Consider the following 20,782-nt stretch of genomic DNA (forward strand, 5'->3'; position numbering starts at 1 on the left):
TCCGGCACTGGACCTCGCGGACAACCCTCACCGACTAAGGGATGCGATGACCCACTCCCCCGACCGTGATCCGATACCCGGCCCGAGACGCCTGGCGCGTCTGAGCCTGGCCGCCGGCGTGGTGGCCGCCCTCTGTGCGGCCGGCCCCGTGCCGATGGCCCTCGCCGCCGACGCGCCGCCCACCGACCCCGGCGCCAAGTCCGCGCCCCGCAAGCTCGGTCCGGACGACGCCGACCGGCTCGCGGAGGCCAAGGCGGACGGCGCCAAGAGCGTCACGATGATGATCGCCACCGCGCCGGGCGGCACCGAGCAGGTCGCCTCGCAGCTGGACGCGGTCGGCACCGTGGGCCGCACCTTCGACAAGGTCGGCTACGTCCGCGCCACCGTCCCGACCGCCAAGGCGGACTCGGTCATCGCCGCCGCGGCCAAGCTGTCCTCGGTGCACGCGATCGACCTGCGCCAGGAGATCCCGCTGGACGACCCGGCGCCGGGCGCGGACACCGCGAAGGACGCCAAGAACAGCCGTACGGCCGTGACTTACCCGGCACCCGGCAGCAAGACCCCGGCGAAGAACCCGTACAACCCGTCCTTCGAGACCGGTGCCGTCGACTTCGTCGAGGACCACCCGAAGGCGGACGGACGCGGGGTCACCATCGGCATCCTGGACTCGGGTGTGGACCTCGGCCACCCGGCGCTCCAGAAGACCACCACCGGTGAGCGCAAGATCGTGGACTGGGTCACCGCGACCGACCCGGTGAGCGACGGCGACGGCACCTGGCGGCGGATGACCGCGGCGGTCTCCGGACCCTCCTTCGCGGTCGGCTCCGGCGCGAACGCGGAGACCTTCAAGGCCCCGGCCGGCTCGTACAAGTTCAACTACCTGTACGAGTCCGCCACCACCGGCGGCGACATGCAGGGCGACCTCAACCGCGACGGTGACACCACCGACGCCTGGGGCGTGCTGTACGACCCGGCCACCGGCACGGTCCGCGTCGACACCGACGACGACCTGGACTTCGGCGACAACGCGCCGATGAAGGCGTACAAGGACGGCTACCAGGTCGGCTACTTCGGCACCGACGACCCGAAGACGGACGTCGTCGAGCGCATCCCGTTCGTGGTCGAGGTCCGCAAGGACGTCGTCTACAACTCCTCGGGCGCGAAGGCCGATTACGTCAACATCGGTGTGATCGAGTCCGAGCACGGCACCCATGTCGCGGGCATCACGGCCGCCAACGGGCTGTTCGGCGGCAAGATGAACGGTGCCGCGCCCGGCGCGAAGATCGTCTCCTCGCGTGCCTGCACCTGGTCCGGCGGCTGCACCAACGTCGCCCTCACCGAGGGCATGATCGACCTGGTGACCAACCGGGGCGTGGACATCGTCAACATGTCCATCGGCGGTCTCCCGGCGCTGAACGACGGCAACAACGCCCGCGCCGAGCTGTACACCCGGCTCATCGACACCTACGGCGTCCAGCTCGTCATCTCGGCCGGCAACTCCGGCCCCGGCGCAAACACCATCGGCGACCCCGGCCTGGCCGACAAGGTCATCTCGGTCGGCGCCGCCATCTCCAAGGAGACCTGGGCCTCGAACTACGGCTCGGCGGTGGACACCAAGTACGCGCTGATGCCGTTCTCCTCGCGCGGCCCGCGTGAGGACGGCGGCTTCACACCGACCATCACCGCGCCCGGCGCCGCGATCAACACCACCCAGACCTGGCTGCCCGGCTCCCCGGTCGCCGAGGCGGGCTACACCCTGCCCGCCGGGTACTCGATGCTCCAGGGCACCTCGATGGCGTCCCCGCAGGCCGCGGGCGCGAGCGCGCTGCTGCTGAGCGCCGCCAAGCAGAAGCGGATCGACCTCACCCCGGCCGTGCTGCGCACCGCGCTCACCTCGACCGCGCACCACATCAGCGGCGCGCAGGCGTACGAGGAGGGCTCCGGCCTGATCGACGTCGTGGACGCCTGGGACGCGATCCGGCTCGGCGCCTCGGCGCACGAGTACTCGGTGAAGGCTCCGGTCGACACCGCGATCGACTACGCCCTGAAGACCCCCGGCTTCGGCACCGGCCTGTACGACCGCGAGGGCGGTCTGAAGTCCGGCCAGCGCAAGACGTACGAGGTCACGGTCACCCGCACCACCGGCGCGGACCACGCGGTCTGGCACCTGCTGAGCTTCGCCAACGACCCGGAGCACACCTTCCGCGTCGTCGGCAGCCCCCTGGTGCGGCTGCCGCTGAACCAGCCGGTCACCGTCAAGGTGGAGGCCGCTCCCAAGTCGGCCGGGCTCAAGAGCGCGATCCTCCGGGTCGACGACCCGCTGACCGTGGGCGTCGACAAGCAGATCCTCAGCACGGTCGTGGTGGCGAGCCCGGTGGACTACACCCGCTCCGTCTCCGGCTCGGTGCAGCGCAACAGCACCCGCTCGTACTTCCTGACCGTGCCCGAGGGCGCGAAGTCGCTGGAGGTCGCCATCGGCGGGCTGAAGTCCGGCAGCCAGACCCGGTTCATCGCCATCCACCCCTACGGGACGCCGGTCGACAACACCAGCACCCCGTACTGCTACAACAACTACCTCGACGGCAACGGCTGCAAGCCCGACGTGCGCTCCTACGCCGACCCGCAGGCCGGTGTCTGGGAGGTCGAGGTCGAGGCGCGCCGCACCTCGCCCCTGCTGGACAACCCCTACAAGCTGGACGTCTCCGTGCTCGGCGCGGCCTTCGACCCGGAGACCGTGACCGTGCCCGAGGCCAAGGTGGGCGTCCCGGCCACCGCGTCCTGGAAGGTCACCAACAAGTACGCCGCGCTCGACGGCAAGCTGGTCGGCGGCCCGCTCGGCTCCGCGAAGGCCGCCCGCCCGGCGATCAAGGAGGGCGAGACCGCGACCACCACGGTCGAGGTCCCGGCCGGCGCCAAGTCCCTGGACGTGGCCATCGGCAAGGTCTCGGACCCGGCCGCCGACCTCGACCTCACGGTGTACGACGCGTCCGGCAAGCAGGTCGGCACGTCCGCCGACGGCGACTCGGAGGAGGCCGTCTCCATCCCCTCCCCCGCCGCGGGCACCTACACGGTCGAGGTCGTGGGCTACTCGGTCCCGGCCGGTTCCACCGACTACGACTACCGGGACGTGTTCTTCTCCGACGCGCTCGGCGCCGTCACGGTCGACGACTCGGCCCCGGTGAAGCTCGGCACGGGCGCCTCGGCCACCGTGTCCGGCAAGGTCACGGCCGCCGCCGAGGCCCCGGCGGGCCGCGAGTTCTTCGGCCGCGTCCAGCTGGTGAACGCGCGCGGCACGGTCGCGGGCACCGCCAGTGTGCAGATCGGGAAGGTCACGCCGTAACCGGCTGATCCCCTGGTGGAAGGGGCGGGCGTCCTGGTGGGCGCCCGCCCCTTCGGCGTGTGCGGCGTGCGTCACACCTCCGTATGGCGCCGGGCCGGACGGGCAGGGACCGGACAGCACGGCTTGCGGCCGACGGGTCCGGGGGAGGGAACTTCTGCGGCCGCTCCCGGCGCGGGACCGCAGGTCCGCGGGCCGTCCGCCCCGTAGGGGTGTCCCTCACATCGGGCACACCCGTACAAAGGATTGGACACGCGGCCCTGTGTCGGCCGCATGATGGAAAAGTGCCGGTCAAGCAAGTGACCCGGTACTGGGACAGACAGAGGGAGTCGTCGTGAGGGTCGGAATCGTCGGAGCCACCGGTCAGGTCGGCACGGTCATGCGCAAGATCCTCAAGGAGCGGGACTTCCCGGTCACCGAGCTGCGCCTCTTCGCCTCCGCCCGCTCGGCCGGGACCGTGCTGGACGGTGTGACGGTGGAGGACGCGGCGAACGCCGACTACTCCGGCCTCGACATCGTGCTCTTCTCGGCGGGCGGCGCCACCTCCAAGGCGCTGGCGGAGAAGGTCGCCGCACAGGGCCCGGTCGTGATCGACAACTCCTCGGCCTGGCGCCGGGACCCCGAGGTGCCGCTGGTGGTCTCCGAGGTGAACCCGCACGCCATCGCGGACCGCCCCAAGGGCATCATCGCCAACCCGAACTGCACCACGATGGCCGCGATGCCGGTGCTGCGTCCGCTGCACGAGGAGGCCGGCCTCGAAGCGCTGGTCGTCGCCACCTACCAGGCCGTCTCCGGCTCGGGTCTCGCCGGCGTGGCCGAGCTGCACGGGCAGGCGCAGAAGGTCATCGCCGACGCCGACAAGCTGACCCACGACGGCGACGCGGTCGACTTCCCCGAGCCGGGCGTCTACCAGCGCCCGATCGCCTTCAACGTGCTCCCGCTGGCCGGCTCCATCGTGGACGACGGCCGATACGAGACCGACGAGGAGCAGAAGCTCCGCAACGAGTCCCGCAAGATCCTGGAGATCCCCGGGCTGAAGGTCTCCGGCACCTGTGTGCGCGTCCCGGTCTTCTCCGGGCACTCCCTCCAGGTCAACGCCCGCTTCGCCCGCCCGATCTCCGTCGAGCGCGCGACCGAGCTGCTGGCGCAGGCGCCGGGTGTCGCCCTGTCCGAGATCCCGACCCCGCTCCAGGCGGCCGGCCAGGACCCGTCGTACGTGGGCCGCATCCGCTCCGACGAGACGGTCGACAACGGCCTGGCCCTGTTCATCTCCAACGACAACCTCCGCAAGGGCGCCGCGCTGAACGCGGTGCAGATCGCGGAGCTGGTGGCGGCCGAGCTGAAGGGCTGACCGGACGCGGGCGCGCGCCCCAGGCATCCCATGGGTGCCTGGGGCGCCGCTGTCACGCCTCGGTGAGCAGTGGGTCGTACGGGGTGGACCGCCGCCGTCCGGACATGAAGGTGAGGAAGTCCTTCACGAACGCGCTGCGCGTGTACACGCCGGCGGCGTCGACGGTGTCGCGGTGGAACGCGGTGCGGAACAGGGCCCGGTACTCGTCCGCGTCGATGTGCTGGTTCCCGTCCTTGTCGGTGACGTCGAAGAGGACCTCGGCGACCCTGATCAGCGCGGGCCCGGCCAGGGAGGGAGCTGCGGCGGCGTACTCCTGTGCGCTGACCCGGCCGTCACCATCGGTGTCGAGGGCTGCCTGGAGTTCCCGCCACCAGTCGGCGTAGGCGTTGTAGAGCCTGGTCTCCTCCGGTTCGTCCAGGTCGAGGCGGGTGGAGATCTCCCGGGCCATGGCGGCGAGGTCCGGCCAGTCGAGACAGCCGTCGCCGGTCTGGTCCAGGACCTCCTGGAAGAACTCCTCGGCGCTGCGCCGCGTCCCGGTTCCTCCGGTCGGGGCGGGCTGTGCGGGGACGGGCGTGATGAGCCGGAACAGCGCGCCGGCGCGTTTCATCTGCTCACGCAGAGCGGTGACCGTCCGCATACGGGGGTCGTCGCTCTCGGGAGAGAGGGCCAGCAGATCGGCGACGCCCTGGGCATGGACCCAGCCGCCGGGGAGGAAGCGGGCCAGCCCTGCGGCGAGATACGTACTGTGCATCAGGGTCTGCGCGCCGGGTGTTTCGGGAAGCCCGGCCCGGCGGCGGAAGGACTCCGGCAGGGAGGCGACGGTGATCGCCCCGATGACCGGTCCCGCGATGGCCCGGCCGGTCCCCCACAGGGTGGGCAGGCCGGCCAGCAGAGGCGGCGCGGGGAGATGATCGAAGAGCTTGTAGAGGATGATGCGCATGGCCTCCGTGTTCTCCAGCTCCTCCTCGACCACGCGGTCGTAGTACGGCCAGAACTCGTGGAGGGTCGGCGGCAGGAAGGCGGCATCGTCGCCCAGGGCGGTGTGAAACGCCTGGAATCCGGTGTACAGCCGTTCCATGGCGCCCTGTTCAAGGGCTTGTCCACTCAGCCGGTGCATGGTGACGGCACTTTCGAACATGGTCGCCACCACCCAGGCGCGCGCGTCGGGGTCCATCGCGCTGTACGACCGGTTCTGCGCGTCGGTGCCGTTCATCCGGGCGTGCAGGCGGTTGAGCCGCGCCGACTCCCGGCGTCGTACCTCCTCGTCGGGGCCGAACATGCGCTGCGTGCTCAGAAAGGTGTTGCGCAGCCGCCGCCAGGGGTGGGTCACGAACGACGAGTGGTCGACGAGAGCCGCCCCGATCTGCGGGTGAGCGGCCTCCAGTACGGTCGCGCGGATGAGCGCCAGCGCCCAGCGCGGGTCGTTGAAGAGTTCGCCATGCTCGTCCAACCGGCTCATGAGCGGGTCACCATCCCTGATCGACGAATCCATGAGTCATCCGTTCACGTTGGACCGCACTCCGCCGAAGCGGCGGTCCCGTTGCCGATAGGCGTGCACGCACTGCGCGAAGTGCGGCGCGCGGAAGTCGGGCCAGAGCACCGGCGGGAAGATCCACTCGGCGTAGGCGACCTGCCAGAGCATGAAGTTGGAGATGCGCTGCTCACCGGAGGTACGGATGACCAGGTCCACATCGGGCGTGTCCGGGAAGGGCAGATGAGCGGCGAACACCGTCTCGTCCACGCCTTCGGCCGGCAACCCACTGCGGATCAGCGACCGAGCGGCTTCGACGATGTCCCCACGCCCGCCGTGATCGAACGCGACCGTCAGCGTCATTCCCCGGTTCGCGCCGGTCAGCGTCATCAGGTCGGTGAAGTCCTGGGCCAGCGCCGCGGGAATCCGTGAATCCGTCACTCCCAGGAACCGGCAGCGGATACCGCGCGCGTGCAGCAGGGGGGCGTGTTTGCGCACCACCTGACGCACCAGCCGCAGCAGGAAATCGACCTCCGCGTCCGGACGCCGCCAGTTCTCGGTGGAGAACGCGTACAGGCTCAGCCACTCGACTCCGGCCGCCCGTGCCGCCTCGATGACGTCGATGACCGTCGTCTCCGCGGCACGGTGCCCCGATGTGCGCGGGAGCGACCGCTGCGCCGCCCACCGGCCGTTTCCGTCCATCACGCAGGCGACATGACGCGGCACCTCGCGCCGGCCGGCGTCTTCCGGGCGACGACGGGCGGAGCCGGGAGAGGGAGAAGAGGGAGAATCGCCGGTCGCCCGCTGAGTGGCCATGACGCCCCTTCGCTGTTCGTCTCCGCGGAGCCGGCCCGCCAGGACCGGCGCGCCGCCCCTGGGCAACAGAAACAGCGTGACAGCGCCCGGTGCCGGGAGGCGGCTCGGGACGGCCCTTTCACCCTTGACGCGCCAGTGCGAATCGCTGCTAGGGCCTGCGCACCTCGTACAGGAAGCAGCCGTACTCGACCGCTCTGACGTGTACGAGGGCCACCTCGGCGTCGGTGAACGCCTCGTCCTCGGGGTCGGTGACGGCGGTCGTCGGGCGTCCGGCGTCGTCCGTCGCGCGCAGTTCGGCGAGGGCCGGTTCCGTGATGGCGCGCGGGGTGTGGGTCGTGGTGGCGTGTGTCGTCATGTGCCCCAGGCCGGCCTTGCGCTGGCCTTGTGACCGGCGGGACAAGGACATCGCGTTCGCGGATCTCCCGTGGAAGGATGGCGCAACCCACACATAACGAGGAGATGACCGCGTGCCTGGCACAAACCTGACTCGGGAAGAGGCGCAGCAGCGGGCTGAGCTGCTCACCGTTGACTCGTACGAGATCGATCTCGACCTCTCCGGCGCGCAGGAGGGGGGCACCTACCGGTCCGTGACCACGGTGCGCTTCGACGTGGCCGAGTCCGGCGCCGAGTCCTTCATCGACCTGGTCGCACCGGCCGTGCACGAGGTGACGCTGAACGGGGACGCGCTGGACCCGGCGGAGGTCTTCAAGGAGTCGCGGATCGCGCTGCCGGGCCTCCTTGAGGGCCGCAACATCCTGCGGGTGGTGGCCGACTGCGCGTACACCAACACCGGTGAGGGTCTGCACCGGTTCGTGGACCCGGTCGACGAACAGGCTTATCTGTACACGCAGTTCGAGGTGCCGGACGCGCGGCGCGTCTTCGCCTCCTTCGAGCAGCCGGACCTCAAGGCGACCTTCCGGTTCACGGTGACGGCGCCCGAGGGCTGGACGGTGATCTCCAACTCCCCCACGCCGGAGCCCAAGGACAACGTCTGGGCGTTCGCGCCGACCCCGCGCATCTCGTCGTACATCACGGCGCTGATCGTCGGCCCGTACCACTCGGTGCACAGTGTGTACGAGAAGGACGGGCAGAGCGTGCCGCTCGGCATCTACTGCCGGCCCTCGCTCGCGGAGTTCCTCGACTCCGACGCGATCTTCGAGGTCACCCGGCAGGGCTTCGACTGGTTCCAGGAGAAGTTCGACTACGCGTACCCCTTCGAGAAGTACGACCAGCTGTTCGTACCGGAGTTCAACGCGGGCGCGATGGAGAACGCGGGCGCGGTGACCATCCGCGACCAGTACGTCTTCCGGTCCAAGGTGACCGACGCGGCGTACGAGGTGCGGGCGGAGACGATCCTGCACGAGCTGGCCCACATGTGGTTCGGCGACCTGGTCACCATGGAGTGGTGGAACGACCTGTGGCTGAACGAGTCGTTCGCCACCTTCACCTCCATCGCCTGCCAGGCGTCGGCGCCGGGCTCGCGCTGGCCGCACTCGTGGACCACGTTCGCCAACTCGATGAAGACGTGGGCGTACCGCCAGGACCAGCTGCCGTCCACGCACCCGATCATGGCGGACATCCGCGATCTGGACGACGTACTGGTCAACTTCGACGGCATCACGTACGCCAAGGGCGCTTCGGTGCTGAAGCAGCTCGTGGCGTACGTCGGTGAGGACGCGTTCTTCCGGGGCGTGCAGGCGTACTTCAAGCGGCACGCGTTCGGCAACACGCGGCTGTCGGACCTGCTGGGCGCGCTGGAGGAGACCTCCGGGCGCGATCTGAAGACCTGGTCGAAGGCGTGGCTGGAGACGGCGGGGATCAACATCCTCCGTCCCGAGCTGGCGACGGACGCGGACGGTGTCATCACCTCCTTCGCGGTCCGCCAGGAGGCCCCGGCGCTCCCGGCCGGCGCCAAGGGCGAGCCGACGCTGCGCCCGCACCGCATCGCGATCGGCCTGTACGACCTGGACGACGCGGGCAAGCTGGTGCGCGTCAAGCGCGTCGAGCTGGACGTGGACGGCGAGCTGACGGCCGTGCCCGAGCTGACCGGCGTCCGCCGTCCGGCCGTGATCCTGCTCAACGACGACGACCTGTCGTACGCGAAGGTCCGCCTGGACGAGGAGTCCCTCGCGGCCGTCACCGAGCACCTCGGCGACTTCACCGAGTCGCTGCCGCGCGCGCTGAGCTGGGCCTCCGCGTGGGACATGACCCGTGACGGCGAACTGGCCACCCGTGACTACCTCGCGCTGGTGCTGTCCGGCATCGGCAAGGAGTCCGACATCGGTGTCGTGCAGTCGCTGCACCGCCAGGCCAAGCTGGCGATCGACCTGTACGCCGACCCGGCCGCCCGCGAGACCCTGCTGACCCGCTGGACCGAGGCGACGCTGGCCCACCTGCGCACCGCCGAGCCGGGCAGCGACCACCAGCTGGCCTGGGCCCGCGCGTTCGCGGCGACGGCCCGTACGCCGGAGCAGCTGGACCTGCTGGAGGCGCTGCTCGACGGCTCGCAGACCGTCGAGGGCCTCGCCGTCGACACCGAGCTGCGCTGGGCGTTCGTGGAGCGGCTCGCCGCGGTCGGCCGCTTCGACGAGACGGAGATCGCCGCCGAGTACGAGCGGGACCGCACGGCGGCGGGCGAGCGCCACGCCGCCACCGCCCGCGCGGCCCGCCCGACGGCCGAGGCCAAGGCGGAGGCGTGGGCGTCGGTCGTCGAGTCCGACAAGCTCCCCAACGCGGTCCAGGAAGCGGTCATCGGCGGCTTCGTCCAGACCGACCAGCGCGAACTCCTCGCCCCCTACACGGACCGCTACTTCGAGTCCGTCAAGACGGCCTGGGACTCCCGCTCCCACGAGATGGCCCAGCAGATCGCGGTGGGCCTGTACCCGTCGGTCCAGGTCTCGGAGGAGACCCTGACCAAGACGGACGCCTGGCTGACGGCCACGGAGCCGACCCCGGCTCTGCGCCGCCTGATCTCGGAGTCCCGCGCGGGCGTCGAGCGGGCGCTGAAGGCGCAGCGGGCGGACGCGGCTTCGGCGTAGCCGGTTAGCAGTTGAGAAGGGGGCGCCCGGCGTTGTGCCGGGCGCCCCCTTCTGTTTGCGTCACGCCCCCGTGTCAATCCCGCCGGCATGCGCAGATCGCTGTCGGACGTGGACGTCAGAGGTATGGGGGGCGGTGATGACGCTCTGGTCGGGAATGGCGCGTGCGGCGAGAGTAACGCCGCTGGCGATCCGGCAGTCACGGCCGAGTGCGATGCCGGGGCCGAGGCTGATGCTGTTGCCGGTCTGGACACGGTCGCCGATCAAAGCGCCGAACTGCGGCGTGCCACAACGGTAGAGGCCATCGGGGGTGCGCAGGATGATCTCCCGTTCAGGGTTGCTCATCCGGCGACTCCACAGGCTGATGGCCGCGACGGTCAGGTTGGCCGACAGGTGGGCGTCGGCACCGACGAGGGTCCGGTTGATACCGATGCGATGGCCGAGCACGGCGCGTTCACTGAGAAAGGAGTGGGTGACCTCGCAGTTGAAACCGACCGAGACATCGGCGCAGAGCACGGAGCCGGCGCGGACGGTGGAGAACTCCCACACACGTACGCGAGGACCGATGATCACGTCGTCACCGATGATCGCGGTCGGGTGAATCCGCGCGGTGGGGTGGATACGGTGCGTGAGCCGGGTGAGGCTCTGGCGGTGCCAGTCCTTCCAGAGCGTGAGGAAATCGGCCAGTTCGGCCCGCTCCAGGTGCTCGTAAGGGGTGCCGCGCAGCATTCCGCTGCTGGGGGCAGAGAGGTAGTCGCCGATACGGACAGTGGGCATCGGTGGCCTTCCGTCGAGTGGTCAGTGGCCGTTCCTCAGGGCGGTTAGCATCACCGGCACCGGACTCGAGGAACGGAGAGTTCATCCGTGAGTAACCCGCGCGTAGGCGTTGCCATCTTGACCATGGGCACGCGCCCCGCCGAGCTGGCCGACCTTCTCGCGTCGGTCGCCGGGCAGGACATGCCTGCCGCGCGGGTGGTGGTTGTCGGCAACGGCTCGCCGCTGCCGCCCCTTCCCGATTGGGTGACCGGTGTCGATCTGCCGGACAACCTGGGCGTGGCCGGAGGCAGGAACGCCGCACTGGCCCGGCTGCGGGAGTTCGGGGACGTAGATGTCGTGGTGGACCTGGACGATGACGGCTTGCTGATCAGGTCGGACGTTTTCACCCGGCTCGCGGCGCTGTACGCGTCGGACGAGCGTCTGGGCGTGGTCGGTTTCCGTATCGCCGACGAACGCGGTCGCACCCAGCGCCGTCATGTCCCGCGCCTGCGGGCGGCGGATCCGATGCGGGGCGGCCCGGTGACGACGTTCCTCGGCGGCGGGCACGGTCTGTCCATGCGCATGCTGGACCAGACCGGTGGGTGGCCCGAGCCGTTCTTCTACGCGCACGAGGAGACCGACCTGGCCTGGCGGGCACTGGACGCGGGCTGGAAGGTGCTCTACGCACCGGAGTTGGTACTCCAGCATCCGTGGACCTCGCCGACCCGGCACGCAGTCTTCCACCGCATGGTCGCCCGTAACCGGGTCTGGCTGGCCAAGCGGCACCTTCCCGCTCTGCTCATCCCTGTCTACCTGGGCGTCTGGACGGTGGTGACCGTGGCCCGCACCCGGTCGGCGGCGGGGCTGAGGGCCTGGTTCGGCGGGTTCGCCGAGGGCCTGCGCACCTCGTGCCCGCCCCGCCGGCCGATGCGGTGGTCCACGGTGTGGCGGATGACCCGCCTGGGCCGTCCGCCGGTCATCTGATCAGGCAGTCACGGCCTCGGATTCGGCCCTCAACCACGCCGGGATCGCCTCGGGCGTCCTGCCAAGCCAATCCGCATAGCGAGCCACCCCTTCCCGGACGGTGATCGTCGGCCGCCAGCCGAGTACCGCTTCCATGCGGTGGGTGGCCGCGTAGCCGCCGAGCGGGTCACCGGGCGGCATCGGCGTCTCCACGAACCGGGTCTGCGGGTACTGCTCCGCGACCAGCTCGGCCACGGTGCGGATGCTGGTGGGGGTGCCGGTTCCGACGTTGACCGTCTCATTGTGGGCCCGCGGGGCGACAAGGGCCCGGACGGTGGCGGCGGCGACGTCATCGACGTGGACCAGATCCCGGATCTGGTGGCCGCCGCCGTTGAGGTGCAGGGGCAGCCCCAGGGCGGCACGGGTGGCAAACCAGGCGACCACCCACGAGTGGCTCTTCTCCTTGACGACCTGCGGCTCTCCGTAGACGGAGAAGTACCGTACGACCGTGTACGAGGTGCCCGCAGTACCCAGCGTGAGAGCGGTCTGCGTCTCGCCCCACGCCTTGGTGTTGGCGTATACGGACATCGGACGCAACTGCGTGTGCTCGTGGAACTGCGCCGGAACCCGCCCGTAGACAGCTTCCAACAGCTTGCGCACCGTGCGGTACTCCTCGCACGGGCGTGCCCAGTCCTCCGGGCTGCCGTTGCCGTAGACACTGGCTGATGAAATGAAGACGAGGCGGCGGACCCGCTCGCAGGCGGCTACCGCGTCGAGCAGAACCTGGGTGCCGGTGACATTGGTGTGGATCGCCGCCATGGGCTTGCGGCTGCAAGCGGCGACGTCGGCGAGGGCGGCGGCGTGGATCACGTAGTCGGACTCGGCCACCGCCGTCCTGACCACGTCCGGGTTCTGGATGTTGCCGACGATGACACTCCGGTCCGAGGGGTCGATCCCGAACAGGTCGCGGTAGGTGTTCCGGGGGTAGGCGTCCAGCGTGCACAGCAGGACCGGCCGGGCTCCCACCTGGCGCAGGCAGGCAGCAATTCGGCTGCCGATCAACCCGGCTCCCCCGGTGACCAGCACCTTCCGGCCGGTGAGTTCCCTCAACTGGGTTTCGTGCACGGTGCCTCCTGAGTTCCTGCGGCCCGCTCCGGTGCGCGCCGTCTGGTCATGAGGACACCGCAGCCCGCCGGGCGACGGGAGGGGAAGCCTCCCGGCCCGCACACCGTTTGCACCGGGCGTAAACGGCTTGCAACTTCTCCTGCCGCAGGGTGGTTTGACGGGACAATGAGCCCCGCAGGAGGTGAGTCGTGGACAACACCCATCCGCTCTGGCGTTCTGCGGCCATGCGTGAGGCGCTCGGCCGCGGCGACGTCGGCGCCATCGTCCGGTTGGCCCGCCGCGCGGCCGACATCACCCTCGACGAACTGGGCAGGCAGGTCGGCTATACCGCTGCCTCTCTGTCCCGGATGGAACGCGGCAAGCAGCCCATACGCGACGTGCTGCTGCTCCAGAACCTCGCCGCCAGCCTCGACATTCCTCCGCACCTGCTCGGCCTCGCGCCCCGACGACAGCGAGCCGTCGCAGAACGGATCGACGCCACTAGGGTGGGTGGTCATACCCCGTTCAGCGATGAGGGAGAAGACCCGGTGCGACGCCGAAAGCTCCTGACAGGACTGGCCGGAGCCACCGCCGGCGCGGTCCTCGGACCGTCTGTCGACGCCCATGCCTCAGCGCAGCCGAGCCTGTCCGGCCTGGAAGACCTCCTGCTCCATCGGCAGCACGGCCATCCCTTGGCCCAGGATCCCACCCCGTCAGCAGTCACCGCAGCGGTGGACGCCTCTCGGGCCGACTTCAGCGCCTGTCGCTACGACGCCCTCGCGCGGCTGCTCCCAGGCCGGATCGCCCTTGCCCAGGCCCTCGGCGCCCACGGGCACCCGGTGCAAGCTACGACCGCAGTCGCCGAGCTCTACACCACCGCGACCCGTCTGTGCATCAAGCTCGGCGAGGACGGCATGGCCGCCGTCACCGCCGACCGGGCCCTCACCGCGGCCCTCGGCGGCGCGGATGCCCTCACCGTCGCCGAAGCCCACCGTATGGTCTCCTCCGCCTGGCGCCGCCAAGGGCACTACGCACGTGCCACCGATGTCGCCGTCACCGCCGCCCAGCATCTGACCACCGACCGCACCACCGACACCACCGACCGGCTCTCCGTCCAGGGCAACTTGTACGCCACCGCCGCCTACACCGCAGCCAAGCAAGGCAACCGGCACACCGCACAGGACCTCATCGCCGAAGCCGAGGCCACCGCCGGGCAACTCGGCCGTGACGCCCTGCTGCGAGGCACCGTCTTCGGTCCCGGCCAAGTGCTTCTCCATCAGGTCTCGGTCAGCTACTTGCTCGGTGACGCGGGCCAGGCCATCGAGCACGCGCGCCGCATCGACCCCGCTGGCCTGCCCACCCCCGAACGCCGGGCTCGATACTGGATCGACGTCGCCCGCGCCTTCGATCAATGGGGTAAACCCGACCGCTGCTACCGGGCACTTCTGGCCGCCGAGCAGGCAGCGCCACAGGAGGTCCGCCGCGGCTCTGTCCGGAGCATGGCCGCCGACCTGTTGCGGCATGACCGCGTCCTCACTGGCGTGCGGGCGTTCGCTCAGCGCGCTGGCGCCGTCGCGTAGTCCACGCATACGCAGATGCCGTCGACCGGCAAGCCCGATTCAGGAGGACGCCGTGAGTGACAACAGGTGGGTCAGTGCCTCCATGCCATACCTGACCCCTAAGGAGCCGGGGCAGGGCGATGCCTGGTCGGACGAGGCTGCGGCTCGGGGTGGGAAGGGCGGTCAGCGGATTGTGCATGCCGGGGAGGTGGGCGCCTCGGGGGAGGTTGCCGGGTTGCTTGGGGTGGAGGTCGGAGAGGTCGTGGTCGTACGGCGGCGGGTTATTGAACTTGATGGGGTGCCTTGCGAGTTGACCGATACCTATTACCCGGCCGCCATCGCTCTGGGGACCCGTCTCGCTGAGCGAGGGAAGATTCCCGGTGGGGCCGTGACTCTGCTTGCCGAGCTTGGGCATCGTGGGGTTCGGGTGCGGGAGGACGTCACCGCTGGGATGCCCTCCTCGGAGGAGCGGGAGGTTCTGCAACTGGCGCCGGAGGAGCCTGTGTTGCGGTTGAGCAGGGTCACTTTCGATGACGGTGACCGGGCTGTTCAGGCGGACCTCATCGTCATGCCCGCTCATCGGCAGCGGCTTCGTTATGAGATTCGGGTCGGGTGATCCGGTGGACCTACGTGTTCAAGTAGGGCCCTCTCCACGGCCGTTGGCGTCGGGGACTTCGCCGCCCATGCTATGTAGCCGTCCGGGCGGATCAGGAGGGTCTGGGGGCCGGGCCACTCGGATGTGGTGAGGTGGGTCCGGTGGGTGTGCTCGTAGGGGGCTGGTGTGAGCAGGACGAAGTTGCCCGTGCGCAGGGCCTCGTAGAGGCGGGTGTTGCCCGGCAAGGGGATGTCCGGGGCTCGTTTGCCGGTCAGGGCGTGTCCGTAGGAGTAGCCCAGGCCCGTTACCTGGTGCATCGCCTTCCGGCGCAGGGCGGGGAAGCGGGTCACCAGGGTCGTCAGGGCGGACCTCAGACCCCGTGTCCAGGGGCTGTTGGCCATCGCCAGGCGGATCAGGGTGCCGCTGCTGCGGAGGACCGTGCGGCCCACCGGGTGGCGTTCGGTGTCGTATGTGTCGAGGAGGGCCACATCCGCACGGCCGTCCAGCACCGCGGCCAGTTTCCAGCTCAGGTTGGCCGCGTCCTGGAGGCCGGTGTTCATGCCCTGGCCGCCTGCCGGGGAGTGGACGTGGGCGGCGTCGCCGGCCAGGAAGACCCGGCCCGCCCGGTACGAGGGCGCCTGGCGTTCGTCGCTGTGGAAGCGGGACATCCAGCGCGGGTCGCGCATGCCGTAGTCCCGGCCCAGGGCGACGCGGACGATGTCCTTGATCTCGGCGAGGTCCAGCGGCGCGTCGTCGGGGACGTCATGGGACCGGTGCCAGCCGACGACCCGGTGGTAGCCGTCGCCGAAGGGGATGAGAAGCGCGAAGGCGTCCCCCGCCGTGCCTGCGGTCAGCAGGCCGGGCGGGTCCTCGGAAAGCCGTACGTCCGCGAGGACCACGGAGCGGATGACCGAGCGCCCAGGGAACGGCAGCCCGACCGCCTCCCGCACCGCGCTGCGCATCCCGTCCGCGCCGACGACGTACGACGCCCGCAGCGGCTCCGTGCCCCGCGCGAGGACGGTCACGCCGGACGCGTCCTGGGTCAGCGCGGTCACCTCGGTCTCGTACCGGAACTCGGCGCCCGCCTCCCGCGCACGCCGCTCCAGTACCCGTTCCACCTCGTACTGCGGGATCACCAGGACGTGCCGGAAACGGGTGGGGAGTTCGGAGAGGTCGAGGGTGAGGCCGTCGAAGAGGCCGAGCCGGGTCAGGGGGTGGCCGAGGGCTTCGAGTTCGTCGGCGACGCCTCGCATGTCGAGCTGCTCCAGCGTGCGGGCGTGCAGCGCGAAGGCGCGGGTGAGGTTGCTGATGCCGCGCGGCCGTTTCTCCAGCACGGTGACCGGGATTCCGGCCTCGGCCAGGTCACCGGCGAGGAGCAGTCCGGTCGGGCCGCAGCCCACTACGACGACGCCGGTGGTGCCTGCCATCTGCGGCTCCTCGGTGGCACGGTGTGGAAAACACGCCGGGGGCGCCGTCCCGGCCCGTGTACGCGCTGCGCGTACACGGGAGGACCGGCGCCCCCGGCGTTCGGACCAGCCGGTCCGTAAAACCTCGGAAGACTCCGTCAGCCCTTGGAGGACGACGACGCACGCGGCCGGGACTTGTCCAGCACCATCACCAGACCGGCGATGAGGACGAACAGGCCCAGCGGGATCAGCACGTACAGGCCGATGGTCTCCCAGGCGGAGAGACCGGGGCCGGGGTCGTCACCGTCGTCGCGGGTGAGCGCGAGCGCGGGGGACGACATGAGCAGCATCATCAGCGTCGTGCCGGCCGCCAGGGCTCCGGCGCGCAGTGCGTTCTTCTTGTCCACGTTCCCCAAGTTAGCGAACCGCCGCACCGGCCGCGCGTCCGGGGTGCCGTACGCGCGGCCACCACGACCCCTCAGGTACCGCTGTGCCCCAGCCCCGCCCGCACCGATGCCAGCAGTGCCCGCAGCCTCGGGGACGCGGTCAGCTCCTCCAGGGGTACCGGGCGCCCCTGGGGATCGGACACCGGCAGGCGCCAGTTGGGGTACTGGTCCCAGGTGCCGGGCACGTTCTGCGGGCGCCGGTCCCCGATGCCGTCCGGGAGCCAGACGCCGACCAGCCGGGCCGGGGTGCGCAGCAGGAACCGGTGGAAGCCCTGGATCTCGGCCTCCTCGTCGCTGCCGGGCGGCCCGGCGGCCGGGGCGTCCAGCAGGCCGAGACTGCCGAGCAGGGCCAGCCACTCGGCGGTGTCCGCGACCGCGTCCGCGCGCTCGTCGGCGCCCGACTTGATGAGCAGGCCGAGCTTCTCGCGCAGGTCGACGTGTTCGCCGGTGAGCCGGGCCGCCGTGGGCGGCAGGTCGTGGGTGGTGGCGGTGGCGAGGCAGTCCTCGCGCCAGCCCTCGGGCGGCAGCGGGCGGCCGTCGCCGGTCCAGTCCCGCTCGAACCACAGCACGGAGGTGCCCAGCACCCCGCGCCGCTGGAGCGTCTCGCGCACACCGGGCTCCACGGTGCCCAGGTCCTCCCCGATCACCAGCGCGCCCGCGCGGGACGCCTCCAGCGCGAGCAGGGCGAGCATCGCCTCCGCGTCGTAGCGGACGTAGGTGCCGTCGGTGGGCGGGCTGCCCTCGGGGACCCACCAGAGCCGGAACAGGCCCATGACGTGGTCGATACGCAGCGCGCCCGCGTAGCGGAACAGGGCGCGCAGCAGCTGGCGGTAGGGGGCGTGACCGGACTCCGCGAGCCGGTCGGGGCGCCAGGGCGGCAGGCCCCAGTCCTGGCCGCGCGCGTTGAAGGCGTCCGGCGGGGCGCCGACCGACATCCCGGCGGCGAAGTGGTCCTGCTGGGACCAGGCGTCGGCGCCGACCGGATGCACACCGACCGCGAGGTCGTGCACGATCCCGATCGGCATCCCGGCCTCTTCGGCGGCCCGCTGGGCGGCGCGGAGCTGGCCGTCGGTGAGCCAGGCGAGCCGGGTGTGGAACTCGACCCGGTCGGCGAGGCGGGCGCGGGCGCGCGCGGTCTCCGCCGAGCGGGGGTCGCGCAGCGCCTCGGGCCAGTTCCGCCAGTCGTGGCCGTGTTCCTCGGCGAGGGCGTACCAGGTGGCGTGGTCCTCCAGCGCCTGTCCCTCCTCGGCGCGGAAGGCGTCGTACGCGGCCTGCCGGCCCGGTCCGAGCGGGACCCGTACGACCTGCTCCAGCGCTTCCCGCTTCAGCTCCCACACCGCGTCGCGGTCGATGAGGGCGCCCTTGTCGAGCACGTCGGCACGCAGCCGCTCGGCCCGCTCGCGCAGCCGGGGGTTCGGCTCGGTGTAGGCGTACTCCGGGACGTCCTCGACGCGCAGGTGCACCGGGTCGGGGAAGCGGCGGGAGGAGGGGCGGTACGGGGAGGGGTCGGTGGGGGCGCCGGGTACGGCCGCGTGCAACGGGTTGACCTGCACGAATCCGGCGCCGTGCGCGCGTCCGGCCCAGGCGGCCAGTTCGGCGAGGTCCCCGAGGTCGCCCATGCCCCAGGAGCGGTGGGAGAGCACGGAGTAGAGCTGGGCGAGCAGGCCGTAGGAGCGGCCGGCGGGGGCGGGGAGGCGCTCGGGGGCGACGATGAGGTGGGCGTGGCCGGTGTGTCCGTCGGGGGCGGTGACGGTGACGTGGTGGACGCCGGTGGGCAGGTCGTCGGCGCTGGTCCGGCGTTCGCCCTGCTCGGTGTCGATCTGCACCTGGGTGCCGGGCGGCAGGACGTCGAAGGGGTCCGGGAGGGCGGGGGTGGCGCCGGCGGGCGGGCCGGTCCAGCGGACCACGGTGGGCGGCAGCAGCCGTTCGCGCAGTTCGCGCTCCCGCTCGGCGAGCGCGGCGCGGACGGCGTCCGGGGTGCTCGCGTCGATGTCCAGGGCGGCCAGGGCGGCGGTCACGGCGGCGGCGGGCACCGCTACCACGGCCTCCGGGGAGGGGCTGTAGGAGGTGGCGACGCCGTGCAGCTCCGCGAGCGCGCCCAGCTCGTCGTCCTCCAGCGCCGGGGCCATCTACTCGGCCGGGCCGAAGCGGACCGGGACGGGGTCGAGGTCGCCGGTGAGCGGGACGGTGTCGGCGAGCGGGGGCTCGCTGGTCAGCGGCTCGGCGCCGGGCAGCGGGGGCTCGCTGGTCAGCGGGGCCTCCACGCAGGCGCTCTCCGCGCTGAACGCGCAGTCGGCGGGCGTCTCCGCCTCGGGTTTCCACTGGGCGGGCAGAAAAAGGTGAGCCGGTGCGGCCACGGGAGCCTCCTCGTTCACTGGGGGGCGGGTGCGTTTTGCCGGATTACCCAGCCCTACCCAGAGACGCGGATGCCACGCCCGCGCGCGGGAGTGATCCGCCGCGGGGCGGCGGGGCGATAGAGGGGGTGTGAGACTGTTCCGCCCCATGGGGGGCCATCGGGAGAAGGACGACGGGTCCTTGCTGCGGGCCGTCGCGGCGGGCGACGCGGCGGCGCTGGCCGACCTGTACGACCGGCACGCGGGGTGGCTGCACGCCCGCCTGGCCCGGCGCTGCGCCGACCCGGAGGTGGTCCGGGAGGTGCTCCAGGACACCTTCGTCACGGTGTGGCGTTCGGCCGCCGCGCACCGGGGCGAGGAGGCGGGCGGCTGGCTGTGGACGATCGCGGCCCGGCGCCTGGTCGACGCCCGGAGGGCCCAGGAGCGTGTCGCACGGGTCGCGGTCGAGCCGGTGGAGACGGAGGCAGCCGCGCCCTCCGCCGAGGACCGGGTGCTGGCCGGTCTCGAGTACGGCGATGTCGGCACCGCCCTGGACCGGATCTCCCCCGAGCTGCGCGAGGTACTGCGCGCGACGGTGGTGGACGGCCTGACCACCCGTGAGACGGCCCGGCTGCTCGGCATACCCGAGGGCACGGTCAAGTCGCGGGCCCGGCGTGCCCGTACCGAACTGCGGGCCGCGCTGGCCCAGTTGAACCCGTCCCCGCTGGGAGGCCCGGCATGAGCAAGCAGTGGCACGTGAGTGACGCCCTGGCCGCCCGCTACGCCGACGGCTCCCTGCCGGAGCCGGACGCCTGGTCCCTGGAGAAGCACCTGGAGACGTGCACGGGGTGCGCTTCCCGCGTCTCGGGGGCGGTGCGGGGGACGGCGGCGGGCGCGGTGCTCATGGACGTACGGACTGCGGTGCTGGCCGCCGCTGCGCGGGAGGTGGCGCCGGTTCCCGTACAGGGGTCGGGAACCGGCGCCTTCGCGCGCCGTACCCGGCTCCTCTGGGCCGCCGGGCCCGCCGTACGCGGGGCGTGGCTGATCGCCGTCCTGGTGGTGGCCGGGGGTGCGATGCTGCTCGGCCTCACCGGCGGGCCGGAGGCGCGGACGCTGCTGCTGGCGATCGCGCCGGTGATGCCCGTGGCCGGGGTCGCGCTGTCCTACGGCCCGCACGCCGACCCGCTCCACGAGGTGACCGCCTCCACACCGGGCGGTGGCCTCCGGCTGGCCCTGACCCGTACGGCGGCCGTGCTCGCGGTGAGCCTGCCGGTGCTGACCCTCGCCGGCCTGCTGCTGCCCGCCTCCGGCGCCCCGGCCGCCGCAGCGTGGCTGCTGCCGGGGCTGGCGCTGACGCTGGCCACCCTGGCGCTGGGCTCCTTCGCCGGGTTCCGGACGGCTTCCGCCGTGACGGCGGGCGGCTGGCTGTGCGCGGTGCTCGCGCCGCTGCCCGGCGCCCCGGCCAGCCAGGTCACCGCGCGCCTGGCCGAGCGGCTGGCCTGGTGCCTGGGCAGCGCCCCGGCCCAGTCCGCGTGGGCGGCCGCGGTCGCCCTGAGCGCCCTGCTGCTGGCGGTCCGCCGCACCGCGTACGACCGCGCCCTCTGAAAACC

16 protein-coding genes and 1 pseudogene are annotated in these 20,782 nt (G+C 71.6%); 8 read left to right on the forward strand and 9 right to left on the reverse strand.

Annotated elements, in window-relative coordinates:
• Window positions 1-46: 46 nt before the first annotated feature.
• Together ACIGA3_RS03830 and ACIGA3_RS03835 are read left to right on the forward strand one after the other, a co-directional pair.
• A complete protein-coding gene (locus ACIGA3_RS03830) occupies window positions 47-3,340 on the forward strand; it encodes a S8 family serine peptidase (protein WP_399710210.1) in 3,294 nt (1,097 codons plus the stop codon).
• 331 nt (window positions 3,341-3,671) lie between these two features.
• Window positions 3,672-4,688 (forward strand): aspartate-semialdehyde dehydrogenase, encoded by a 1,017-nt coding sequence (locus ACIGA3_RS03835; protein ID WP_399710212.1) that lies wholly within the window; start codon window positions 3,672-3,674, stop codon window positions 4,686-4,688.
• 52 nt (window positions 4,689-4,740) lie between these two features.
• Here the strand turns inward: ACIGA3_RS03835 and ACIGA3_RS03840 are convergent, their stop codons facing one another.
• The 3 genes and pseudogenes from ACIGA3_RS03840 to ACIGA3_RS03850 all read right to left on the reverse strand — a co-directional run.
• Window positions 4,741-6,147 carry an oxygenase MpaB family protein gene (locus ACIGA3_RS03840; protein WP_399710214.1) on the reverse strand — a complete coding sequence of 469 codons (1,407 nt, stop codon included), beginning with the start codon at window positions 6,145-6,147 and terminating at the stop codon, window positions 4,741-4,743.
• A 36-nt stretch (window positions 6,148-6,183) separates the two neighbouring features.
• Window positions 6,184-6,861, reverse strand: coding sequence for a polyprenyl diphosphate synthase (gene uppS, locus ACIGA3_RS03845; protein ID WP_399710792.1), 678 nt, complete (start codon window positions 6,859-6,861; stop codon window positions 6,184-6,186).
• Window positions 6,862-7,123: 262 nt separating this feature from the next.
• Window positions 7,124-7,222, reverse strand: a pseudogene (locus tag ACIGA3_RS03850) (DUF1203 domain-containing protein); the annotation flags it as partial.
• A gap of 220 nt (window positions 7,223-7,442) precedes the next feature.
• Between ACIGA3_RS03850 and pepN the strand changes: the two are divergent.
• Window positions 7,443-10,013, forward strand: coding sequence for an aminopeptidase N (gene pepN, locus ACIGA3_RS03855; RefSeq protein ID WP_399710216.1), 2,571 nt, complete (start codon window positions 7,443-7,445; stop codon window positions 10,011-10,013).
• Window positions 10,014-10,073: 60 nt separating this feature from the next.
• On the opposite strand, the gene ACIGA3_RS03860 is transcribed toward pepN, so the two are convergent.
• A complete protein-coding gene (locus ACIGA3_RS03860; protein WP_399710218.1) occupies window positions 10,074-10,787 on the reverse strand; it encodes a transferase in 714 nt (237 codons plus the stop codon).
• A gap of 87 nt (window positions 10,788-10,874) precedes the next feature.
• Here ACIGA3_RS03860 and ACIGA3_RS03865 point away from each other — a divergent pair, with 87 nt between their 5' ends.
• A complete protein-coding gene (locus tag ACIGA3_RS03865; RefSeq protein ID WP_399710220.1) occupies window positions 10,875-11,750 on the forward strand; it encodes a glycosyltransferase family 2 protein in 876 nt (291 codons plus the stop codon).
• On the opposite strand, the gene ACIGA3_RS03870 is transcribed toward ACIGA3_RS03865, so the two are convergent.
• On the reverse strand, window positions 11,751-12,854 hold the full coding sequence (locus ACIGA3_RS03870; RefSeq protein ID WP_399710222.1) for an NAD-dependent epimerase/dehydratase family protein: 1,104 nt from the start codon (window positions 12,852-12,854) through the stop codon (window positions 11,751-11,753).
• Between the two features lie 188 nt (window positions 12,855-13,042).
• Here ACIGA3_RS03870 and ACIGA3_RS03875 point away from each other — a divergent pair, with 188 nt between their 5' ends.
• Window positions 13,043-14,413, forward strand: a complete 1,371-nt coding sequence (locus ACIGA3_RS03875; protein ID WP_399710224.1) for a helix-turn-helix domain-containing protein — start codon at window positions 13,043-13,045, stop codon at window positions 14,411-14,413.
• Window positions 14,414-14,465: 52 nt separating this feature from the next.
• Complete coding sequence (locus ACIGA3_RS03880) at window positions 14,466-15,008, forward strand: UTRA domain-containing protein (RefSeq protein ID WP_399710226.1); 543 nt, start codon at window positions 14,466-14,468, stop codon at window positions 15,006-15,008.
• On the opposite strand, the gene ACIGA3_RS03885 is transcribed toward ACIGA3_RS03880, so the two are convergent.
• From ACIGA3_RS03885 to ACIGA3_RS03900, 4 genes are all read right to left on the reverse strand, one after another.
• A complete protein-coding gene (locus ACIGA3_RS03885) occupies window positions 14,987-16,414 on the reverse strand; it encodes an FAD-dependent monooxygenase (protein ID WP_399710228.1) in 1,428 nt (475 codons plus the stop codon). The two genes, ACIGA3_RS03880 and ACIGA3_RS03885, sit on opposite strands and share 22 nt — an antisense overlap.
• Window positions 16,415-16,551: 137 nt before the next feature.
• Window positions 16,552-16,800: a hypothetical protein gene (locus tag ACIGA3_RS03890; protein WP_399710230.1), complete on the reverse strand. Its 249-nt coding sequence runs from the start codon at window positions 16,798-16,800 to the stop codon at window positions 16,552-16,554.
• 71 nt (window positions 16,801-16,871) lie between these two features.
• Window positions 16,872-18,968, reverse strand: a complete 2,097-nt coding sequence (malQ, locus tag ACIGA3_RS03895; RefSeq protein ID WP_399710232.1) for a 4-alpha-glucanotransferase — start codon at window positions 18,966-18,968, stop codon at window positions 16,872-16,874.
• Window positions 18,969-19,196 (reverse strand): hypothetical protein, encoded by a 228-nt coding sequence (locus ACIGA3_RS03900; RefSeq protein WP_399710234.1) that lies wholly within the window; start codon window positions 19,194-19,196, stop codon window positions 18,969-18,971.
• A 145-nt stretch (window positions 19,197-19,341) separates the two neighbouring features.
• Here ACIGA3_RS03900 and ACIGA3_RS03905 point away from each other — a divergent pair, with 145 nt between their 5' ends.
• Both ACIGA3_RS03905 and ACIGA3_RS03910 read left to right on the forward strand, forming a co-directional pair.
• The gene (locus ACIGA3_RS03905; RefSeq protein WP_399710235.1) at window positions 19,342-19,914 is read left to right on the forward strand and encodes an RNA polymerase sigma factor; all 573 of its coding nucleotides are present in this window, start codon (window positions 19,342-19,344) and stop codon (window positions 19,912-19,914) included.
• The gene (locus tag ACIGA3_RS03910; RefSeq protein WP_399710237.1) at window positions 19,911-20,777 is read left to right on the forward strand and encodes a zf-HC2 domain-containing protein; all 867 of its coding nucleotides are present in this window, start codon (window positions 19,911-19,913) and stop codon (window positions 20,775-20,777) included. Before ACIGA3_RS03905 ends, ACIGA3_RS03910 begins: the two co-directional genes overlap by 4 nt.
• Window positions 20,778-20,782 lie beyond the last annotated feature (5 nt).

Origin of the sequence: Streptomyces sp. NPDC085596 (assembly GCF_044541565.1) — a bacterium.
GTDB lineage: Bacteria > Actinomycetota > Actinomycetes > Streptomycetales > Streptomycetaceae > Streptomyces.

Coding starts and splice junctions, on each gene's coding strand:
- ACIGA3_RS03905 (WP_399710235.1), top strand. CDS start 19,342: ATGGGGGGCCATCGGGAGAAGGACGACGGGTCCTTGCTGCGGGCCGTC.
- malQ (WP_399710232.1), bottom strand. CDS start 18,968: ATGGCCCCGGCGCTGGAGGACGACGAGCTGGGCGCGCTCGCGGAGCTG.
- ACIGA3_RS03910 (WP_399710237.1), top strand. CDS start 19,911: ATGAGCAAGCAGTGGCACGTGAGTGACGCCCTGGCCGCCCGCTACGCC.
- ACIGA3_RS03860 (WP_399710218.1), bottom strand. CDS start 10,787: ATGCCCACTGTCCGTATCGGCGACTACCTCTCTGCCCCCAGCAGCGGA.
- ACIGA3_RS03840 (WP_399710214.1), bottom strand. CDS start 6,147: ATGAGCCGGTTGGACGAGCATGGCGAACTCTTCAACGACCCGCGCTGG.
- uppS (WP_399710792.1), bottom strand. CDS start 6,861: ATGGACGGAAACGGCCGGTGGGCGGCGCAGCGGTCGCTCCCGCGCACA.
- ACIGA3_RS03830 (WP_399710210.1), top strand. CDS start 47: ATGACCCACTCCCCCGACCGTGATCCGATACCCGGCCCGAGACGCCTG.
- ACIGA3_RS03885 (WP_399710228.1), bottom strand. CDS start 16,414: ATGGCAGGCACCACCGGCGTCGTCGTAGTGGGCTGCGGCCCGACCGGA.